Origin of the sequence: Amphritea japonica ATCC BAA-1530 (genome assembly GCF_016592435.1) — a bacterium.
GTDB classification, from domain to species: domain Bacteria; phylum Pseudomonadota; class Gammaproteobacteria; order Pseudomonadales; family Balneatricaceae; genus Amphritea; species Amphritea japonica.
Genome location: NZ_AP014545.1, coordinates 523,359 through 542,080 on the forward strand (window position 1 = coordinate 523,359; position 18,722 = coordinate 542,080).

Sequence of the window (18,722 nt, forward strand, 5' to 3'; positions counted from 1 at the left end):
ATAAGAACTAGTTCATGAAGATCAGAATCGGACTTCTTTTTACCCTGGCTTTACTGTCATCATTCGCGTGGGCGCAATCATTTACTGTTGAGGATGTACGGCTGGAGGGCTTGCAACGCGTTGAACCTGGACTGGTCTTGCGAAACTTTGACATAGACTCCGGTCAGAGTGTTGACCAGGATGCGCTTGCAGAGGCAACGCGTCGGGTCTTTCGCACCGGCTATTTCGATGATATTCAAATAGCCCGCGACGGCAACGTCTTGATTGTCAAAGTACAGGAGCGTCCTGCCGTCAGTATCATTCGTCTGGAAGGAAATAAAGTACTGGAAGATGAGATGCTGCTGGATGGCCTGAAGCAGAACGGTCTTCGTGAGGGTGATGTATTCAAGCGTGCGACGCTTGATAAAATCCGTCAGGATCTGTTGAGACTTTATGCCGGCCAGGGGCGTTATGGTGCAGCGATAGAAGCAGAAGTGGAAACGCTATCTGAGAACCGCGTAGCACTAAATATTGATATTAAAGAGGGCAAGGTCGCCACCATTCAACATGTCAATATTGTGGGTAACTCGGTCTTTACTAATGAAGAGTTGCAAAAAGAATTCTCATTGAAGTTGCCCGGTTTTTGGGATTTTTTCAGCGATTCCGATAAATATGCCCGTGAGAAATTGGCAGGTGACTTAGAGCGGCTCCGTTCATACTACCTTGATCGGGGATATATTAATTTCACGATTGATTCTTCTCAGGTCTCTTTGACGCCGGATAAAAAGCATGTCTTCATTACTGTGAGTGTCACTGAGGGTGAGCAATTCAGTATTGGAGAGATTACGGTTGCGGGTGAGCTGGTCGTCGATGAACAGGAACTATTAAACGAGATTTCAATCACAGAGGGAGCTATTTTCTCTCGCCGTGAGATGACGGAATCTCAGGATGCGCTGATTCGTAAACTGGGTGATAGCGGCTATCTGTTTGCAAATGTGAGTCCGGTGCCCAAGGTTGTAGAAGGCAATACGGTTAATCTGCAGTTCTTCGTGGCTCCGGGAAAGCGTACCTATGTTCGTCGTATCTCTATAAAGGGAAACACTAAGACTGCTGATGTGGTAGTGCGACGTTCATTATCTCAGATGGAAGGAGGCATTGCTTCGACCGCTTCAGTCGAAAGATCGAAGCAGCGTATTGCGCAAACTGGTTATTTTAAAGATATAAATGTGGAAACGACACCTGTGCCAGGCACGGATGATCTGGTTGATCTACAGTACAGTGTTATCGAGGATAATACGGGTAATTTTGCAGCCAGTGTTGGCTTCTCACAAACCAGTGGGGCGATTTTTAACCTGAGTGTTGAACAGGAAAACTTTCTTGGGTCAGGTGATAGTGTAGGTTTTGGTATTACTCAGAGTGATACTATTACTGAGTATAAGTTTAGCTACGTAGAACCTTACTATACTGTTGATGGTGTTAGTCGCGGGTATAATGTTTACTCTCGTGAAACTAACTACGACGAAGAAAATGTGAGTAATTACTCTACCGATGCTATAGGTGGCGGGGTTAATTTTGGTTATCCAATGGATGACTATCAGCGGCTTAATTTCAGTTTTAACTACGAAAGGCTGAAGGTGAAGACTGTCTCAGATACGTCTACTGAAGTGTTTGACTTCCTGGACGCAGAAGGCGATGAATACAATATCTTTAATACGAAACTGTCGTGGAGTGATAACCACCTGGATCGGAAGATATTCCCGACCAAAGGCTATTCCCAGAGTGCCTCAATTGAGATCGGTATCCCTGGTAGTGATCTGTCTTATCATAAAGAACAGTATAAGGGGCGAATCTACTACCCTCTTTATGACGGTGGGTATATTGCATCGGTGCGGGGTCGGTTGGCCTACGCGGGTAAGTTAGGTGATAACGCTTATCCCTTCTTTAAAAACTATTACAGCGGTGGTTTGAGTTCAGTACGTGGTTTTAAAGCTAACTCTCTGGGGCCTCGTGATTCTAAAAGCGATCCATTCGGCGGTAACGTTGCTATTGATTTCAGTGGCGAGCTAATCTTCCCGGTCCCTTTCTTAGAAGATACCGATTCAATGCGTACGTTGATATTTGCCGATGCAGGTAATGTGTTCCAGACAGAATGCCCTGCCGGTAGTGTCAATTGCGATAATGGTATTAAACTGGATGAGCTACGTTATTCTGCAGGCTTTGGTTTTAGTTGGCTGACACCGATTGGTCCAATATCTATTGCGCTTTCCAAAACCTTAAATGCAGAAGATATAGATGATGAGCGGTTCTTTGAATTTGCTCTTGGCCGAACTTTCTAAGGAGAAAAAAATGTTTCGATCATTGATGATAATCACTGGATTACTGTTCAGCCTTAATGCGATGGCAGAGAAAATAGGTACTTTGAGTGTTCAGCAGGCATTGATGACCAGTCAGGCTGCGGAAGCGTTCCGTAATCAGCTAAAATCCGAGTTTAGTGGTGAACAGAAACAGCTGATGGATCTGGAAGGGCAGGCAAAAAAACTTCAGGAAAATATTCAAAAAGGTCAGGGTACTCAATCTAAGGAAGTTCAAGATCAGCAACGGGTTCAGTTTCAGAAGGCCTATGGTGAATTTCAGCGTCTGGCGCAGCAGTTACAGCAGAAACAGCGTCAGCGTGAAGAAGTCTTTCTGCAAGAGATGCGGCCTAAACTGGATAAGGTTATCCGCGGCTTGATTGATGATGAAGGCTACGATCTTGTCGTTAGTAAAGAAGCCACTATTTTTGCAAAACCTGAACTGGATATCACCGCCAAGGTGGTTGAGCTGTTGAATAAGCAGTAATTGCCGATGTCTGAATCGAGTTATTCAGTAACTGAACTGGCGCTACTTTTGGGTGCTGAGACTGTTACGTCGGATTATCTGATTGATGGGATTGGGACGTTAGAGTCTGCGACTGAAACCCAGTTGTCGTTTCTTCATAATAGCCGTTATCAGTCGCAAGTAAGCGCGAGCGCTGCAGGTGCAATTCTGGTAACAGAAGCGCACCGAAAAGATGTGCAGACCGTGGCGCTTGTTGTTGATGATCCCTATCTGGCATATGCCAGAGCCACGGCATTGTTTGCGAACAATGGTCGTGCTGTAAGTCAGTTAGTGAGCCCCTCAGCTGTTATTAGCTCCGATGCTAGGGTTGCTGCTGATGCGGTTATTGGTCCGCACGTAGTCATAGGAGAAAGGGTGACGATCGCTTCCGGAGTAGTTATCGAAGCGAATTGCGTCATCGGCACCGCTTGCTCCATAGGTGAAAATACCCGTCTGGCTGCCAATGTAACCTTGTATAGTGATATTGAAGTGGGAAAAGACTGTCTTATACATAGTGGGGCAGTCATTGGTGCGGATGGCTTTGGTTTTGCCAATAGCAACGGAGACTGGGTAAAAATTCATCAGTTGGGTGGTGTTAATATCGGCGATGATGTTGAAATAGGTGCCGGTACAACAATTGATCGAGGCGCTCTGGATGATACGGTTATTGGTAACGGTGTGATTCTGGATAACCAGATTCAGATAGGTCATAACACAATTATTGGTGATCATACGGCGGTTGCCGCTTGTACGGCGATTGCGGGTAGCACTCGTATAGGAAAAAGATGCACCATCGCTGGAGCTTGTGCAATAGCGGGGCATTTAACCATTGTAGAGGGTACGCATATCACGGGGATGTCGATGGTTAGTCGATCGATTTTACAACCGGGTGCATATTCTTCAGGGACTGCGGCAGAGCCGCATCAGCAATGGAAGCGTAATGCGGTGAGATTTCGTCAGTTAGATGAGATGTCTCGGCGCATTAAAAAATTAGAAAAAACTGTAAAGCAGCAGAACATTGAAGGTCAGCCTTAATGATGGATGTAAACGAGATCCGCAAGTATTTACCACACCGTTACCCTTTCTTATTGGTTGATCGGGTGGTTGAATTAATTCCGGGAGAATCAATCGTTGCTTATAAGAACGTGACAGTGAATGAGCCGTTCTTTAATGGACATTTTCCGGATCATCCGGTCATGCCCGGTGTATTGATTCAGGAAGCGATGGCGCAAGCCGCAGGTATCCTTGGCTTTAAAACCATGGATAAAACACCTCAGGATGGATCTATTTATTACTTTGTAGGTTCTGATAAGCTACGTTTTAAGCGTCCGGTTGTTCCAGGCGATCGTCTACAGTTAGAGGCTAAAATTGTTTCTGAAAAACGCGGTATCTGGAAATTTGATGTTCGTGCTACAGTAGACGGTGAGCTGGCAAGCTCCGCGACTATTCTTTGTGCAGATAGAAAGGTTTAAAATTGATCCACTCAAGCGCCATTATTGATCCGTCTGCTCGCCTTGCTGATGATGTTGAGGTGGGGCCATGGACTGTTATAGGTCCTCAAGTTGAGGTCGGCTCCGGGACCAAAATAAACTCTCATGTGGTTATTAAAGGGCCGACAAAAATTGGCTCAGATAATCACATATTTCAGTTCGCCAGTATTGGTGAAGACTGTCAGGATAAAAAGTATAACGGTGAGCCTACAGAGCTTTTAATTGGCAACAACAACGTTTTTCGCGAAGGTTGCACTATTCACCGGGGTACGGTTCAGGATAACAGCGTTACTATTATCGGTAGCGATAATCTGTTTATGGCTAATGTTCACGTGGCCCATGATTGTGTAGTGGGTAACGATAATATTCTGGCTAATAACTGTGCGATTGCAGGCCACGTTAAGATGGGTGATAACATCATTCTGGGTGGTTTTACTGCGGTACATCAGTTTTGCGTGATTGGATCCCATAGTATGTGTGGCGCTGGCACTGTGGTGCTAAAGGATATTCCTGCATTTGTTATGTCCAACGGCAACAGCGCGCAGCCTCATGGCATAAATGCTGAAGGATTGCGGCGTCGCGGTTTCTCGGTTGAGGCTATTCAGAATATTAAACGCGCCTACAAGATAATCTATCGTCAGGGTTTGAAGCTGGATCAGGCTATAGAGCAGCTTGACGTGATGGTTAATGAAACTCCCGAAATACAGTTGCTGACACACTCTCTAAAGGCCTCGACTCGAGGCATCATTCGATAGGCTGTTAATGAGTCCCCTCCGCATAGGTATCGTTGCAGGTGAGGCGTCGGGAGATATTCTCGGTGCCGGGCTGTTGGCAGAATTAAATCGTCGTTTTCCTAATATTACGATTGAAGGTATTGGCGGTGAGCTGATGCAGGAAGAAGGCTGTCACAGCCTTTATCCCATGGATCGCTTGTCCGTGATGGGGCTGGTAGAAGTTCTGAGCCGGTTGCGGGAATTGTTAGGTATCCGCAAAGCACTTGTTACTCGCTTTACAGATGAAAGGCCTGATGTTTTCATCGGTATCGATGCGCCAGACTTTACGTTGAACCTGGAAGGTAAGCTTCGCCGTATCGGTATTCCAACGGTACATTACGTCAGTCCATCGGTATGGGCGTGGCGTAGTAAACGGGTTTTTAAAATCCTTAAAACCACAGATCTGATGCTGACTTTGTTTCCATTTGAAGCGAAGTTCTATGAAAAGCATGCTATGCCAGTTGAGTTTGTGGGCCACCCGCTTGCAAATATGATTCCTCTTGAGGTGAGCCAGGCAGAGGCTCGGTCTGAACTGGGGCTTTCGCAAAAACAGCGTATTGTAGCGTTAATGCCGGGTAGTCGCAGCGGTGAGCTTAAGTACCTGGCTGTTCCCTTCTTAGAGACGGCACGCTGGTTGCTAAAGCGACAGCCTGATCTGACTTTTGTCATGCCTGCGGCAAACCAGCAGCGGTTTGAACATCTACGTGAACTGTTAGATCAGGACTACAGTGACTTACCCGTAACGCTTATATTAAAAAGGTCCCGGGATGTTATGACGGCTGCCGATGCGATTTTGCTCGCATCGGGGACGGCAACCCTGGAAGCGTTATTATTAAAGAAGCCGATGGTTGTTGCCTATCGGATGGCACCGCTGACCTATAAAATTCTTTCGCGCTTAGTGAAGAGTGAGTATATCTCTTTGCCGAATCTCTTAGCTGATGCGTCGTTGGTTCCGGAAATTCTTCAGGATGAAGTAAGGCCGGATGTTCTTGGGCCTGCGATTGAACAAGCGTTATTGGATAGCGATGATAGCAGCGAACTAAAACAGCGTTTTATCGATATTCATCATCAATTACGTCAGGATGCCAGTAAAAAAGCGGTGGATGCGATTGTTAAGTTGTTACAGGCACGAGGACGGTTAGATGCAAACGTCGGCTTTTGACTTTTCCGCGACAAAACTGATCGCGGGTGTGGATGAAGTGGGGCGGGGGCCTCTGATTGGCAACGTTGTCACTGCGGCGGTTATTCTTGATCCGGCTAATCCTATCGATGGCTTAACTGACTCTAAGAAACTTAGCGAGAAGAAACGTGAGCAGTTATTCCCGTTGATCCAGGAGCGTGCGTTGGCCTGGTCGATCGCCTGGGCGACCCCTGCAGAAATCGATGAACTGAATATTCTTCATGCGACTATGCTGGCGATGCAACGGGCTGTGAATCAGCTGAGTGTGACGCCGGAATTCGCGTTAATCGACGGTAACCGTTGCCCTCCGGGGCTGCCCTGTCCTGCTGAAGCGATTGTAAAAGGTGACCTGAAAGAACCGGCGATCAGCGCTGCGTCTATTTTGGCGAAGGTTTATCGGGACCGAGAAATGCTAGAGCTCGACCTTCGCCATCCTGATTACGGGTTTGCAAAACATAAGGGTTATCCTACGGCGCTGCATATGGAAAAACTGCGCCAGCATGGGCCTCTTCCGGAACACCGTCGTAGCTTTAGACCGGTGGCTGACTTGTTAGCGTTAACTTCTACTGAAACTGAGTAAATGAACTGAAATGACTGATCCGGCATTTGTACATCTGCGCATGCATACCGAGTTTTCACTGGTCGATGGTCTGGTGCGTATAAAAGAGCTGGTTGGTGTTGCTAAAGACCAGCAGATTCCAGCGATTGCCATAACCGATCAGGTAAATCTGTTTGCTTTGGTTAAATTCTTTAAAGCAACAACCGGTGCCGGGATTAAACCGATATTTGGTGCGGATGTGTGGCTTGAAAACGAATCTGAGCCTGAGTCACCGCCCCATAGACTGACCCTGCTGGCGATGAATGAAAAGGGTTATCGCAATTTGATGGAGCTCATCTCGCTGGCTTACGAGCAAGGGCAGAGCGTCCAGCCGGAACTGGCACTGCTGAAGAAAAGCTGGATCTTTGATCGCTCGCAGGGCCTGATCGTTTTGTCTGGCGCAAAGGAGGGCGAAGTCGGGCGGGCGCTATCTGATAATGACTCTGCCCGGGCTGTAGTTGAGCAGTGGCAACAGGTGTTTCAGGATCGTTTTTATTTAGAAATTCAGCGTACTGGCCGTCCCGGTGATGAAAGCTGTGTTCATGCATCGGTTCAGTTGGCGGATGAAACGGGTTGCCCGTTGGTTGCGACGAACGAAGTGATGTTTATCAGGCCTGAAGATTTCGAAGCCCATGAGGTTCGTGTCTGTATTAACCAGAGCCGGACCCTGGAAGATCCTAACCGCCCAAAGAACTACACCGAACAGCAGTACCTTCGCTCTGCTGAAGAGATGGCTGAGTTGTTTAGCGATATTCCCTCCGCTGTGGACAACAGTGTTGAGATCGCTAAACGGTGTAATGTCGAGCTCGATTTAGGGACCTATTATCTGCCTAAGTACCCGATTCCTGATGGGATGACGATGGATCAGTTTTTTGCTGATGTATCCTGGAAGGGGCTGGAAGAGCGGCTTGATATTTTATTGGATAAAGATGCTCCTGATTATGCTGAAAAGCGTAAGCCCTATGAAGAACGGATGGTCTTTGAACTCGATATCATTACGCAGATGGGTTTCCCGGGCTACTTTCTGATCGTAATGGACTTCATTCAGTGGGGTAAAGATAACGGCGTACCTGTTGGTCCTGGTCGAGGGTCAGGTGCGGGCTCGCTGGTTGCTTATGCGCAGAAGATTACCGACCTTGATCCGCTTGAATATGACTTGCTATTCGAACGGTTCTTGAATCCGGAACGGGTATCAATGCCCGATTTCGATATCGATTTCTGCATGGATAACCGGGATAAGGTTATCGATTATGTAGCAGAAACTTACGGCCGTGATGCCGTATCTCAGATTGTAACTTTTGGTACGATGGCGGCGAAAGCGGTTGTACGTGATGTTGCCCGGGTGCAGGGTAAGCCCTTTGGTCTGGCCGATAAACTGTCTAAGCTGATTCCGTTTGAGATTGGCATGACGCTGACCAGGGCTATGGATGAAGAGCCTTTGATGCGGGAGTTTGTTGAGGGTAACGAAGAAGCCCAGGAAATTATGGAGATGGCCTTTAAGTTAGAAGGTCTGACCCGAAATGTGGGTAAGCATGCCGGAGGTGTGGTAATCGCACCGACTAAGTTGACTGACTTCTCTGCTACTTATTGTGATGAACTGGGGCAGGGGTTGGTCACTCAGTTCGACAAGAACGATGTCGAGGAAGCGGGGTTGGTTAAGTTTGACTTCCTGGGTCTGCGTACCTTGACTATTGTCGACTGGGCGGTCAAAACCATCGATCGTATACGGGCGAAAACGGGCGAAGAACCGTTGGATATTGCTCTGATCGATCTTGAAGACCGACCGACCTTTGATCTGTTGCAATCGGCTGAAACCACTGCGGTATTTCAGCTTGAGTCCAGCGGCATGAAAGATCTGGTGCGCCGTTTGCAGCCGGATCGCTTTGAAGATATTGTCGCTTTGGTGGCGCTATTCCGGCCAGGCCCGCTTCAGTCAGGCATGGTGGACGACTTTATCCTACGAAAGCATGGTCAGGCTGAATTGGCATACCCCCATGCTGACTACCAGCTGGATAGCCTGCAGCCAGTATTGGAACCTACTTACGGTATTATCCTGTATCAGGAACAGGTCATGCAGATCGCTCAGGTGATGGCAGGCTATACCCTGGGTGGTGCAGATATGCTCCGTCGGGCGATGGGTAAGAAAAAACCTGAAGAGATGGCTAAACAGCGTACCTCTTTTCTTGAGGGGTCAGAGCAGAACGGTATTGATGCTGATCTGGCGGGTAATATCTTTGATCTGGTAGAGAAATTTGCCGGCTATGGCTTCAACAAATCCCACTCGGCCGCTTATGCGTTGGTGTCCTATCAGACCGCATGGTTGAAAACGCATTATCCGGCGCCTTTCATGGCAGCAGTATTGTCATCTGATATGCAGAACACCGATAAAGTGGTGATCTTCGTTGAAGAGTGCCGCACCATGAAGTTGCCATTAGTGTTGCCGGATGTGAATTTCGGTGAGTATATGTTCACCGTGAATGATGAGGGTGAAATCGTCTATGGTCTGGGGGCTGTCAAGGGCGTTGGTGAGGGGCCGATAGAGGCGATAGTTGAAGCTCGCAATGACGGTGGCGAATTTTCCGATATTTTTGATTTTTGTAAGCGTGTGGGCAGTAAAAAGCTGAATAAACGTGTTTTGGAGGCGTTGGTACGCTCCGGAGCGCTGGATCATATGGGGCCTGATCGGGCTCAAATCTGGGCCTGTATACCCGAAGCTCTGAAAGCAGCAGATCAGTCGGAACGCAATCAGAATGCAGGAATGTTTGATCTGTTTGGTGAGGTTGAAGCTGAGCAGCCGAGAGATCCTTACGCCGAGTATATGAAGCTCCGTAAGTGGACCGATAAAGAGCGCTTGCAGGGCGAACGAGAGACTTTGGGTCTCTATGTTACCGGGCATCCCATTGATGAATATGAATCCGAATTGCCGCACTTTATCTCCAAGCGCATCGGTGAGCTGCAGCCTCAGCGGGGGCAGCAGCAGAAGATGTTAGGCCTGGTGGTGGATGTTCGGGTTATGAAAACGAAGAAAGGCGACCCGCTGTGTTTCGTTACCCTGGATGACCGCACTTCGCGGATTGAAGTCTCTTTGTTTGGTGAGGCTTACGATGAGTACCGGACTGTATTGGTCAAAGATGCTGTGTTGCTAATTGAGGGTGAAATTACTGTCGATAGCTATTCCGGTACGGATAAACTTAAAGTACGAGGTAATTCCGTTGTTGATATTACCCAGTGCAGAGCGCGGTATGGTAAGCATATAGAGATAGATTGTGATGAGCAGCAGCTGCGGGAGCGTCCTTTGAAGGCCTTTGGTGAACTGCTTACAGCGCATAAAAGCAGTGTAAAAATGCCTGTTGCATTGAAGTATAGCCGCATTGATGCCTCTGCACTCCTGACGTTGGGTGAAGCCTGGCAAGTACCGCCAACCGATGAACTGCTGCTTAAACTGAAAGACCAGTTTGGTGGTGATGCGGTCCGTATTCGCTATTGATCGGGGTGGTTCTTAAACCCAACAAAGAGTAGAATTAGGCCAATTTTTTATCGTCGGTCGCAACCTGTTGCCTCTGTATCGCGGCCGAAACGAAGCAAAACTGACGGAAGATCACTATATGAATCCCAATTATCTGGATTTTGAACAGCCTATCGCTGATCTGGAAGCAAAGATCGAAGAGCTGCGCCTGGTTGGCGATGACAATGAGCTGAATATTGAGGAAGAGATTACCAAGCTGCAGGGTAAAAGCCGTAGTCTCACGGAGTCTCTGTTTAGTGATCTGAGCGAGTGGCAGATTTCTCAAATAGCGCGTCATCCTTTACGTCCTTATACACTAGACTATGTAAAGTTGATTTTTGATGACTTTGAAGAGCTGCATGGTGATCGTCATTTTGCCGATGATCAGGCGCTTGTTGGGGGTATCGCCCGACTGGAAGGTCGTCCAGTCATGGTAATCGGTCATCAAAAAGGGCGTGAAGTTAAAGAGAAAGTTCGCCGTAATTTTGGTATGCCGCGTCCTGAGGGCTACCGTAAAGCACTACGGTTGATGGAGATGGCAGAACGTTTCAAAATGCCTATCCTGACATTTATTGATACACCAGGCGCTTATCCGGGTATTGATGCCGAGGAACGTGGTCAGTCTGAAGCAATTGCGTTTAATCTGGCCGCAATGTCTCGCTTAAAAACCCCTATTATCGCAACGGTTGTTGGCGAAGGTGGGTCTGGTGGTGCATTAGCCATCGGCGTTTGCGATGAGTTGATGATGTTACAGTACTCAACTTACTCCGTTATCTCCCCGGAAGGTTGTGCTTCTATCCTGTGGAAGAGTGCAGATAAGGCGCCAGACGCTGCGCGGGCAATGGGTCTGACCTCTGATCGCCTTCACGGGCATGGACTGGTTGATCAGATAGTTGATGAACCATTGGGTGGAGCACATCGTGATCACGGGTTGATTGCTGCTAACCTTAAGAAACATTTGCTGGAAACGCTGGAGCGGTTATCCGAGATAGAGCAGGATGAGCTTCTCGAACGGCGTTACGAACGTCTGATGTCTTACGGCATCAGCCAGTAACATTGAGACCGTCGGCCAGCCCGGCGGTTTTTTTTGCTTCCTGAATATCTATGAGTAATCTACAGTCCCACTTCAATCAGCAGCTCGATACCTGTCGTAAAGGGACCCGGCGCTGGGTCGTAGGGCTGAGTGGTGGTCTTGATTCAATTGTTTTGCTGCACCTGGCGGCCAGATCAATCCCGGCCGATCAATTGCTGGTTGTAAATATCGATCATCAGCTTCAACAACAATCATCACAATGGGCTGTTTTTTGTGAAAAGCAGGCCGCGTCGCTTAATCTTCCCTTTCAGTGCCTAAAAGTTGCTGTTGATGTCTCGGCCAGTATAGAGCGTGCTGCACGAAATGCGCGTTATAAGGCGTTTGAGGGGCTGCTTCAGCCCGGTGATTGCTTGCTGCTGGCGCACCATCTTGATGATCAGGCCGAAACGATGTTGTTTCGATTGTTGCGTGGTACGGGCTTGCGTGGCCTGACAGGGATGCCGGTGACGCGTTTGCTTGGGCATTCGAAGCTCTTGCGTCCCCTGTTGAATGCGTTTCGCTATGAGTTGTTGAGCTGGGCGGAGCAAGAGCAACTGGAGTGGATAGAGGATCCTAGTAACAGTGAGCTGGTGTTTGACCGAAACTATCTTAGGCATGAGGTTATGCCGCTGTTGCAAGTCAGGTGGCCTGGGTTTGCCCGGCGTTGGGGTGAGACTGCTCGCTATCTTCGAGAAGCTGAACAGTTACAGAATGAACTGGCGGAGATTGATCTTGCCAGTGTGGGTGAACGGTCGTTACTTAATTGTGAGTCGTTGGTCAGCCTTAGTCGCCCGCGTAGAAATAACCTGTTGCGCTACTGGTTTAAACAGGCGGGCTTTTCCATTGGAGAGCGCCAGATTCAAAGTGTCTTACAGTTGGTTAATGCTGCAGCAGACCGGCAGCCAGAGCTTAAGCTTCCTGGATTAAGAGTGCTGCGCTATCAGGGTGTTATCAGGCTGCATCCGGACCTGCCAGAAACGCAGTGGGGTAATCGACCGGTAACTGAGAAAGGTCTTGAAACTCAGCAGGGCGTTCTCACTGTGCAACTGGACTCTGGAGAAACCGGTTTGCGTTCGCTGTCGGGAGTGATAGTGCGAAACCGACTGGAAGGTGATCGGTGTCAGCCATTGGGGCGGGGTGGTTCCTGTAGTCTGAAAAAGTTATTTCAGGAACATAATGTTCCTCCCTGGCAGCGAAATTCATGGCCTGTTTGTGTTGTAGAAGAGGAAATTGTTGCTTTGCCGGGAATCTGTGTTTGTGATGGCTGGCAGAGTGAAAAAAAAGGCCATGGTTTTACGCTGAAATGGTCACCAACTGCATTGTCTGTCAGAGTCGATTCTGATACCCTGTAGCCCCATCTTTACTAGCTGTTTTCAGAACAGCTCGACTCACTTTTCACGACCAGATACAGGTTCCTCATGACGCGATATATTTTCGTCACAGGCGGTGTTGTTTCTTCATTGGGCAAAGGCATCGCATCCGCATCACTCGCAGCAATACTGGAGGCCCGTGGGTTGACAGTAACAATGCTGAAACTGGATCCGTACATCAACGTAGATCCGGGGACTATGAGTCCCATTCAGCATGGTGAGGTTTTTGTTACCGAAGATGGCGCCGAGACCGATCTCGATCTGGGGCACTACGAGCGTTTCATTCGTACCACGATGTCAAAGCGTAATAACTTTACGGCTGGTCGGGTATATCAACATGTCTTGCGTAAAGAGCGCCGTGGTGATTACCTGGGCGGAACGGTTCAGGTTATTCCTCACATTACCGATGAGATTAAGCGTCGGGTACTTGAAGGTGCCGGCGATGCGGATATCGCACTGGTTGAGATCGGTGGTACCGTAGGTGATATCGAATCTCTGCCGTTTATGGAAGCGGTTCGTCAGTTGAAAGTCGAGCTGGGTGCCCGTCGTGCCATGTTCATGCACCTTACGCTGGTGCCCTATATTGCCACTGCAGGTGAAATTAAGACCAAGCCCTCGCAGCACTCGGTTAAAGAATTACGTTCGATCGGTATTCAGCCAGATATTCTGGTTTGCCGTTCTGACTTTGCTATTCCTACGTCATCACGCCGTAAGTTATCCCTGTTTACCAACGTGGAAGAGCGTGCGGTTATCTCTCTGCCAGATGCTGACTGTATCTATAAAATCCCACGGTTGCTGAGTGAGCAGAAGCTGGATCAGATTGTTATTGAACAATTCAATCTGGAGTGCCCTGTTGCTGATCTGAGTGAGTGGGATCGCGTGTCCGATGCCAAGCTGAATCCGCATCGTGAAGTGACTATCGCGATGGTCGGTAAGTACATGGAGTTGCTGGACGCCTATAAGTCGTTAATCGAAGCGATCTCCCATGCCGGTATCGCCCTGCGTACTAAGGTTAATATCAAGTACATCGATTCCGAGCAGATCGAGCGTGATGGTACTGATCTGTTGCAGGATGTCTCTGCGGTATTAGTACCGGGTGGTTTTGGTGAACGGGGCGTTGAAGGAAAAATTGCAGCGGTTAAGTATGCCCGTGAAAACAAGGTACCTTATCTGGGTATCTGTTTGGGTATGCAGGTTGCCGTCATCGAGTATGCGCGCCATGTTGCCGGCATTGACGATGCCAACAGTACAGAGTTCGATGCCGAGGGTGCTTCACCGTTGGTTGGTCTGATTACCGAGTGGATGACCGAAGAAGGCGCGAAAGAAGTGCGCGGCTATACCGATGACCTGGGTGGCACTATGCGTCTGGGCGCGCAGATCTGTACGCTGAAAGAGGGAACTACCGCTCATCAGGCTTATGGTTCTACAGAGATTAAAGAGCGTCATCGTCACCGTTATGAAGTAAATAACAACTTCGTTCCTCAGCTGGAAGAGGCGGGCCTGGTTATTTCCGGCCGTTCTGTAGATGGCGAGCTGGTTGAGGTTGTGGAAGCGCCAGATCATCCGTGGTTTGTAGCGTGTCAGTTCCACCCTGAATTTACCTCTACCCCTAGAGATGGCCACGGTTTGTTCAGTGGCTTTATCGAGGCTGCACTCACCTTTGCAGACCTTGAAAAGTAAAGACTAAATAAATTTTAGGAGTTTGATCAATGGCACAGATTGCTGATATTAAAGCCCGCGAAGTACTGGATTCCCGTGGTAACCCAACCGTCGAGGCGGATGTAATCCTGGCTTCCGGTGTTATCGGTTCTGCCTGTGCACCTTCCGGTGCTTCAACGGGTTCCCGCGAAGCGCTGGAACTGCGTGATGGTGATAAGAGTCGTTACCTGGGTAAAGGTGTACTGAAAGCGGTTGCTGCTATCAATGGCGTTATTCGTGAAGCTCTGACCGGTATGGATGTGACCGATCAGCGCACGCTGGATAACAAGATGCTGGAGCTGGACGGTACCGAGAATAAAGAGAACCTGGGTGCCAATGCTATCCTGGCGGTTTCACTAGCGGCGGCTAAAGCGGCAGCAACTGAAAAAGGGATTCCTCTATACGCTCACATTGCAGACATTAATGGTACTGCGGGTCAGTACTCGCTGCCTCTGCCGATGATGAATATCCTCAACGGTGGCGAGCATGCTGATAACAATGTTGATATCCAGGAGTTTATGGTTCAGCCGGTTAACTTTGAGAAGTTCTCTGATGGCCTCCGTTGTGGTGCTGAGATCTTCCATGCATTGAAGTCTGTGCTGAAGGCTCGTGGGCTGAACACTGCGGTAGGTGATGAGGGTGGCTTTGCACCAAACCTGGCGTCGAATGAAGAAGCGCTGGTTGTTATCAAAGAAGCGGTTTCAAATGCTGGTTATGAACTGGGTAAAGATGTCACGCTGGCGTTGGATTGCGCTGCTTCTGAGTTCTATAAAGATGGCAAGTATGATCTGTCCGGTGAAGGCAAGGTTTTTGATGCGGAAGGCTTCAGTGATTACCTGGCTGCCCTGACTGAAAATTACCCAATCGTTTCCATCGAAGATGGCCTGGACGAATCTGACTGGGATGGTTGGGCGTATCTGACAAAGATCGCTGGCGATAAAGTTCAGCTGGTTGGTGATGACCTGTTCGTAACTAATACTAAGATTCTAAGTCGTGGTATTGAGCAGAGTATTGGTAACTCAATTCTGATTAAGTTCAACCAGATCGGTTCACTGTCTGAGACGCTGGACGCTATCAAAATGGCGAAAGACGCAGGCTTCACCGTAGTCATCTCCCATCGTTCTGGTGAGACTGAAGATACTACTATTGCCGATCTTGCTGTAGGTACGGCTGCAGGCCAGATTAAGACCGGTTCGCTTTGCCGTTCAGATCGTGTAGCTAAATATAACCGTCTGCTGCGCATCGAAGAAGAGCTGGGTACAGACGCGGTTTATAACGGGTTGTCTGAAATTAAGGGTCAGGGTTAATTTTTAACTGATCTGTGAAATACTAAGGGGGCTTGATGCTCCCTTTTTTATTATAAACACCGAGTAAGAGTGCTGCCTGACTGTGTTTCGCCTGAGTTTGTTTCATTGGATTATGTTGTTACTGCTGGTCTGTCTGATCGGGCTGCAGTATCGGCTATGGTTTGGTGAAGCCAATCTTGGTGAAGTTCAGGTGCTGCAACAGGAGATTGAACGGCAACGATCTGAGAACGACCTTTTGGTGAATAGAAACCACCAGTTAGATGCTGAGGTTAAAGACCTCAAGCAGGGACTGGAGGCGCTGGAAGAGCGGGCTCGGAATCAGCTGGGTATGGTGAAAGAGGGTGAGTCTTTCTTTCAGCTGGTTCCCACATTGCCGGAACGATCGCCGACCAATACCGGCCAGTAATGGAACCATAGCGTTAATGAATTTCCCATCTGAGTTAAATTATCTCTACGGTGAACCGGCATCTTCCGCTGTTATCCGCACCCAGCCTGATGATTTCAGAGTCACAGAAGATCTGTCATTTGAGCCTGAAGGCAGCGGTGACCATGTATTCTTATATATCCGTAAAACCGGTGAGAATACTGACTGGGTGGCTCGCCAGCTAGCGCATTTCTGTCAGGTCAGTCCTCGTGAAGTGGGCTATGCCGGAAAAAAAGATCGCCATGCGGTGACTGAACAGTGGTTTAGCGTACATCTGCCGGGACGTTCGCCGCTTACCTGGTCATTGTTTGAAACCGATACAATTAAAGTACTTAAAGCGGTCAAGCATACCCGTAAACTACGCTTGGGAAGTCTCACCGGAAACCGGTTTCAGATCCGCCTGCGACAGGTAACGGAAGCTGATGCGCTTCCAGGTAGAGCCGAGCAGATCAAAAAGGGTGTGCCTAATTATTTTGGCGAGCAACGTTTTGGGCATCATCAGGGCAACCTGACTAAAGGTGCCGCTTTGATTGCCGGTAAGTTGAAAGAGCGACAGCGGCATAAGAAAGGTCTCTATATTTCAGCAGTACGCTCCTTTATGTTTAACCAGCTGGTATCTCAGCGTATCGAACAAGAGCTTTATGCTGCGCCTATGGCGGGTGACGTGTTGATGATCAATGGTAGTCAGAGCTGTTTTGTATATGATCCTGAAGACGCTGCTATAGCATCACGTTTATCCGCGGGTGAATTACATCTGACGGCGGCTATGTGGGGTCGGGGCCGTTCAATCTGTACTGATGTTGCGGCCGAATGGGAAGCCAGGCAATTGCAGGAGTGGCAGGAGCAGTTAGAAGGCCTGGAGCGTTTGGGGCTGAATCAGGAGCGTCGCGCTGCGCGATTATTGCCTGGTAATCTGGTGGTTGAACGAGAGGCTGAAGATCAGTTTGTGGTGTCGTTTGATCTTCCTGCAGGTAGCTTTGCAACCAGTGTCCTACGTGAGCTGGTACAAGTTAGCTCAGCGGCAGGTCCTAAGGAAGTGGAGACGGAATAATGAGGCTTCTGCTATCGAATGATGATGGAGTTCATGCTCCCGGACTGGAAATCCTGGCAAGAGTGCTGGGACAGGATGCTGAGCTGGATATTGTGGCACCTGATCGGAATCGTAGCGGTGCCAGTAACTCGCTGACCCTTGATCGCCCTCTGGAAGCGCACCATCATAAGAATGGTTTCATAGGTATTAACGGTACTCCGACCGATTGTGTCCATCTGGGGACCTCTGCTGTCTTTAATGCTGCGCCTGACATGGTCGTTTCCGGGATTAATTGCGGCGGAAACCTTGGCGATGACGTTATTTATTCTGGAACGGTTGCGGCAGCGATGGAAGGGCGCCATCTTCAGTTGCCGCCGATTGCTGTTTCTTCGGTTAGCAGTAATCCTCAGCACTATGATACGGCAGCGGAAGTAGTCAGGCAGCTGATAAAAGATATACGTAATCTTATCCTTGCCCCGCGCACGGTACTGAATATCAACGTACCGGATCTCCCGCTGGATCAGATTAAAGGGATCCATGTTACCCGGTTAGGGCACCGCTCACTGGCAGATTCGCCGGTCGAGTCGATTGATCCCAGAGGAGCGCTCCGCTACTGGATTTCAGGCGTCGGTGTAGCAGAAGATTGTGGGCCGGGTACTGATTTTTTTGCAGTTAAATCTGGTTATGTTTCAATTACACCGATAAATATTGATATGACCCAGTATTCCGGAATGGATAATGTGGGTAACTGGCTTGAGGAATTAACGTGAATAAGTTGCAGTTGCAGGGTATCGGGATGACCTCCCAGCGTACCCGCAGCAGGTTGGTGCAGCGGCTAAAGAATCAGGGTATTACTGATCAGCAGGTGCTGGATGTGGTGGCGGGTACGCCTCGTCATATCTTCATTGATGAGGCGTTGTCTCACCGGGCTTATGAAGATACGGCGCTGCCTATCGGCTTTAATCAGACAATCTCACAGCCCTACATAGTCGCTAGAATGACAGAGATTCTGTTGTCTGCGGGTCCTGTTGAACGGGTACTTGAAGTCGGTACCGGTTCAGGTTATCAGACGACAATACTTGCCCAATTGGTGGATAAAGTTTTCAGCGTCGAGCGTATAAAGCCGTTGCAGGATAAAGCCAGACAGCGGTTTTCATTACTTAAAATCAGAAACATCTCTTTACAGCATAGTGATGGTGGCATGGGGTGGCCTGAGCGGGGACCTTTCGATGGCATTATGGTGACTGCGGCGCCTGAGGAGGTTCCGCCAGAGCTGTTGGCTCAGCTGGCTGTGGGTGGGCGCTTGGTTATTCCTGTTGGCGGAAGTCGGAATCAGCAACTTAAACTGGTTGTTCGGGTCACAGAAACAGACTATGAAACCTCAGTTCTTGAAGGGGTTAAATTTGTACCGCTGTTAAGCGGTACGGTACGCTGAACTAA

At 48.8% G+C, this 18,722-nt stretch carries 16 protein-coding genes; all 16 read left to right on the forward strand.

Annotation, left to right across the window (positions count from 1 at the left end; genetic code table 11):
- The first annotated feature begins 14 nt into the window (after nt 1-14).
- The 16 genes from bamA to AMJAP_RS02570 all read left to right on the forward strand — a co-directional run bounded on the left by bamA (nt 15) and on the right by AMJAP_RS02570 (nt 18,717).
- Nucleotides 15-2,315: an outer membrane protein assembly factor BamA gene (gene bamA / locus AMJAP_RS02495; RefSeq protein WP_019620742.1), complete on the forward strand. Its 2,301-nt coding sequence runs from the start codon at nt 15-17 to the stop codon at nt 2,313-2,315.
- A 10-nt stretch (nt 2,316-2,325) separates the two neighbouring features.
- On the forward strand, nt 2,326-2,817 hold the full coding sequence (locus tag AMJAP_RS02500; RefSeq protein WP_019620741.1) for an OmpH/Skp family outer membrane protein: 492 nt from the start codon (nt 2,326-2,328) through the stop codon (nt 2,815-2,817).
- A 6-nt stretch (nt 2,818-2,823) separates the two neighbouring features.
- Nucleotides 2,824-3,870, forward strand: a complete 1,047-nt coding sequence (gene lpxD, locus AMJAP_RS02505) for a UDP-3-O-(3-hydroxymyristoyl)glucosamine N-acyltransferase (RefSeq protein WP_019620740.1) — start codon at nt 2,824-2,826, stop codon at nt 3,868-3,870.
- The gene (gene fabZ, locus AMJAP_RS02510; protein WP_019620739.1) at nt 3,870-4,307 is read left to right on the forward strand and encodes a 3-hydroxyacyl-ACP dehydratase FabZ; all 438 of its coding nucleotides are present in this window, start codon (nt 3,870-3,872) and stop codon (nt 4,305-4,307) included. Before lpxD ends, fabZ begins: the two co-directional genes overlap by 1 nt.
- 2 nt (nt 4,308-4,309) lie before the next feature.
- Nucleotides 4,310-5,080, forward strand: coding sequence for an acyl-ACP--UDP-N-acetylglucosamine O-acyltransferase (gene lpxA, locus AMJAP_RS02515; RefSeq protein WP_019620738.1), 771 nt, complete (start codon nt 4,310-4,312; stop codon nt 5,078-5,080).
- A gap of 7 nt (nt 5,081-5,087) precedes the next feature.
- Entirely contained in the window at nt 5,088-6,260 is a 1,173-nt protein-coding gene (lpxB, locus tag AMJAP_RS02520) for a lipid-A-disaccharide synthase (RefSeq protein ID WP_019620737.1), read from the forward strand.
- Nucleotides 6,241-6,858 carry a ribonuclease HII gene (gene rnhB / locus AMJAP_RS02525; protein ID WP_019620736.1) on the forward strand — a complete coding sequence of 206 codons (618 nt, stop codon included), beginning with the start codon at nt 6,241-6,243 and terminating at the stop codon, nt 6,856-6,858. The genes lpxB and rnhB overlap by 20 nt, the downstream gene beginning before the upstream one ends.
- Before the next feature lie 10 nt (nt 6,859-6,868).
- Entirely contained in the window at nt 6,869-10,363 is a 3,495-nt protein-coding gene (dnaE, locus tag AMJAP_RS02530) for a DNA polymerase III subunit alpha (protein WP_019620735.1), read from the forward strand.
- Between the two features lie 118 nt (nt 10,364-10,481).
- Nucleotides 10,482-11,435 carry an acetyl-CoA carboxylase carboxyl transferase subunit alpha gene (accA, locus tag AMJAP_RS02535; protein ID WP_026339996.1) on the forward strand — a complete coding sequence of 318 codons (954 nt, stop codon included), beginning with the start codon at nt 10,482-10,484 and terminating at the stop codon, nt 11,433-11,435.
- A 50-nt stretch (nt 11,436-11,485) separates the two neighbouring features.
- Complete coding sequence (gene tilS / locus AMJAP_RS02540) at nt 11,486-12,805, forward strand: tRNA lysidine(34) synthetase TilS (protein ID WP_019620733.1); 1,320 nt, start codon at nt 11,486-11,488, stop codon at nt 12,803-12,805.
- A gap of 66 nt (nt 12,806-12,871) precedes the next feature.
- Entirely contained in the window at nt 12,872-14,503 is a 1,632-nt protein-coding gene (locus AMJAP_RS02545; RefSeq protein ID WP_019620732.1) for a CTP synthase, read from the forward strand.
- A gap of 29 nt (nt 14,504-14,532) precedes the next feature.
- Nucleotides 14,533-15,828, forward strand: coding sequence for a phosphopyruvate hydratase (gene eno / locus AMJAP_RS02550; protein WP_019620731.1), 1,296 nt, complete (start codon nt 14,533-14,535; stop codon nt 15,826-15,828).
- 82 nt (nt 15,829-15,910) lie between these two features.
- The gene (gene ftsB, locus AMJAP_RS02555; protein ID WP_425304023.1) at nt 15,911-16,234 is read left to right on the forward strand and encodes a cell division protein FtsB; all 324 of its coding nucleotides are present in this window, start codon (nt 15,911-15,913) and stop codon (nt 16,232-16,234) included.
- A gap of 16 nt (nt 16,235-16,250) precedes the next feature.
- A complete protein-coding gene (gene truD, locus AMJAP_RS02560) occupies nt 16,251-17,303 on the forward strand; it encodes a tRNA pseudouridine(13) synthase TruD (RefSeq protein ID WP_019620729.1) in 1,053 nt (350 codons plus the stop codon).
- A complete protein-coding gene (gene surE, locus AMJAP_RS02565) occupies nt 17,303-18,052 on the forward strand; it encodes a 5'/3'-nucleotidase SurE (RefSeq protein ID WP_019620728.1) in 750 nt (249 codons plus the stop codon). The genes truD and surE overlap by 1 nt, the downstream gene beginning before the upstream one ends.
- The gene (locus tag AMJAP_RS02570; RefSeq protein ID WP_019620727.1) at nt 18,049-18,717 is read left to right on the forward strand and encodes a protein-L-isoaspartate(D-aspartate) O-methyltransferase; all 669 of its coding nucleotides are present in this window, start codon (nt 18,049-18,051) and stop codon (nt 18,715-18,717) included. The genes surE and AMJAP_RS02570 overlap by 4 nt, the downstream gene beginning before the upstream one ends.
- The last annotated feature ends 5 nt before the right edge of the window (nt 18,718-18,722 follow it).

Excerpts from the sequence above, each read along its gene's own strand:
- tilS (WP_019620733.1), top strand. The coding sequence starts at position 11,486 with ATGAGTAATCTACAGTCCCACTTCAATCAGCAGCTCGATACCTGTCGT.
- rnhB (WP_019620736.1), top strand. The coding sequence starts at position 6,241 with ATGCAAACGTCGGCTTTTGACTTTTCCGCGACAAAACTGATCGCGGGT.
- surE (WP_019620728.1), top strand. The coding sequence starts at position 17,303 with ATGAGGCTTCTGCTATCGAATGATGATGGAGTTCATGCTCCCGGACTG.
- eno (WP_019620731.1), top strand. The coding sequence starts at position 14,533 with ATGGCACAGATTGCTGATATTAAAGCCCGCGAAGTACTGGATTCCCGT.
- lpxB (WP_019620737.1), top strand. The coding sequence starts at position 5,088 with ATGAGTCCCCTCCGCATAGGTATCGTTGCAGGTGAGGCGTCGGGAGAT.
- accA (WP_026339996.1), top strand. The coding sequence starts at position 10,482 with ATGAATCCCAATTATCTGGATTTTGAACAGCCTATCGCTGATCTGGAA.
- bamA (WP_019620742.1), top strand. The coding sequence starts at position 15 with ATGAAGATCAGAATCGGACTTCTTTTTACCCTGGCTTTACTGTCATCA.
- dnaE (WP_019620735.1), top strand. The coding sequence starts at position 6,869 with ATGACTGATCCGGCATTTGTACATCTGCGCATGCATACCGAGTTTTCA.
- AMJAP_RS02500 (WP_019620741.1), top strand. The coding sequence starts at position 2,326 with ATGTTTCGATCATTGATGATAATCACTGGATTACTGTTCAGCCTTAAT.
- fabZ (WP_019620739.1), top strand. The coding sequence starts at position 3,870 with ATGATGGATGTAAACGAGATCCGCAAGTATTTACCACACCGTTACCCT.
- lpxD (WP_019620740.1), top strand. The coding sequence starts at position 2,824 with ATGTCTGAATCGAGTTATTCAGTAACTGAACTGGCGCTACTTTTGGGT.
- truD (WP_019620729.1), top strand. The coding sequence starts at position 16,251 with ATGAATTTCCCATCTGAGTTAAATTATCTCTACGGTGAACCGGCATCT.
- AMJAP_RS02545 (WP_019620732.1), top strand. The coding sequence starts at position 12,872 with ATGACGCGATATATTTTCGTCACAGGCGGTGTTGTTTCTTCATTGGGC.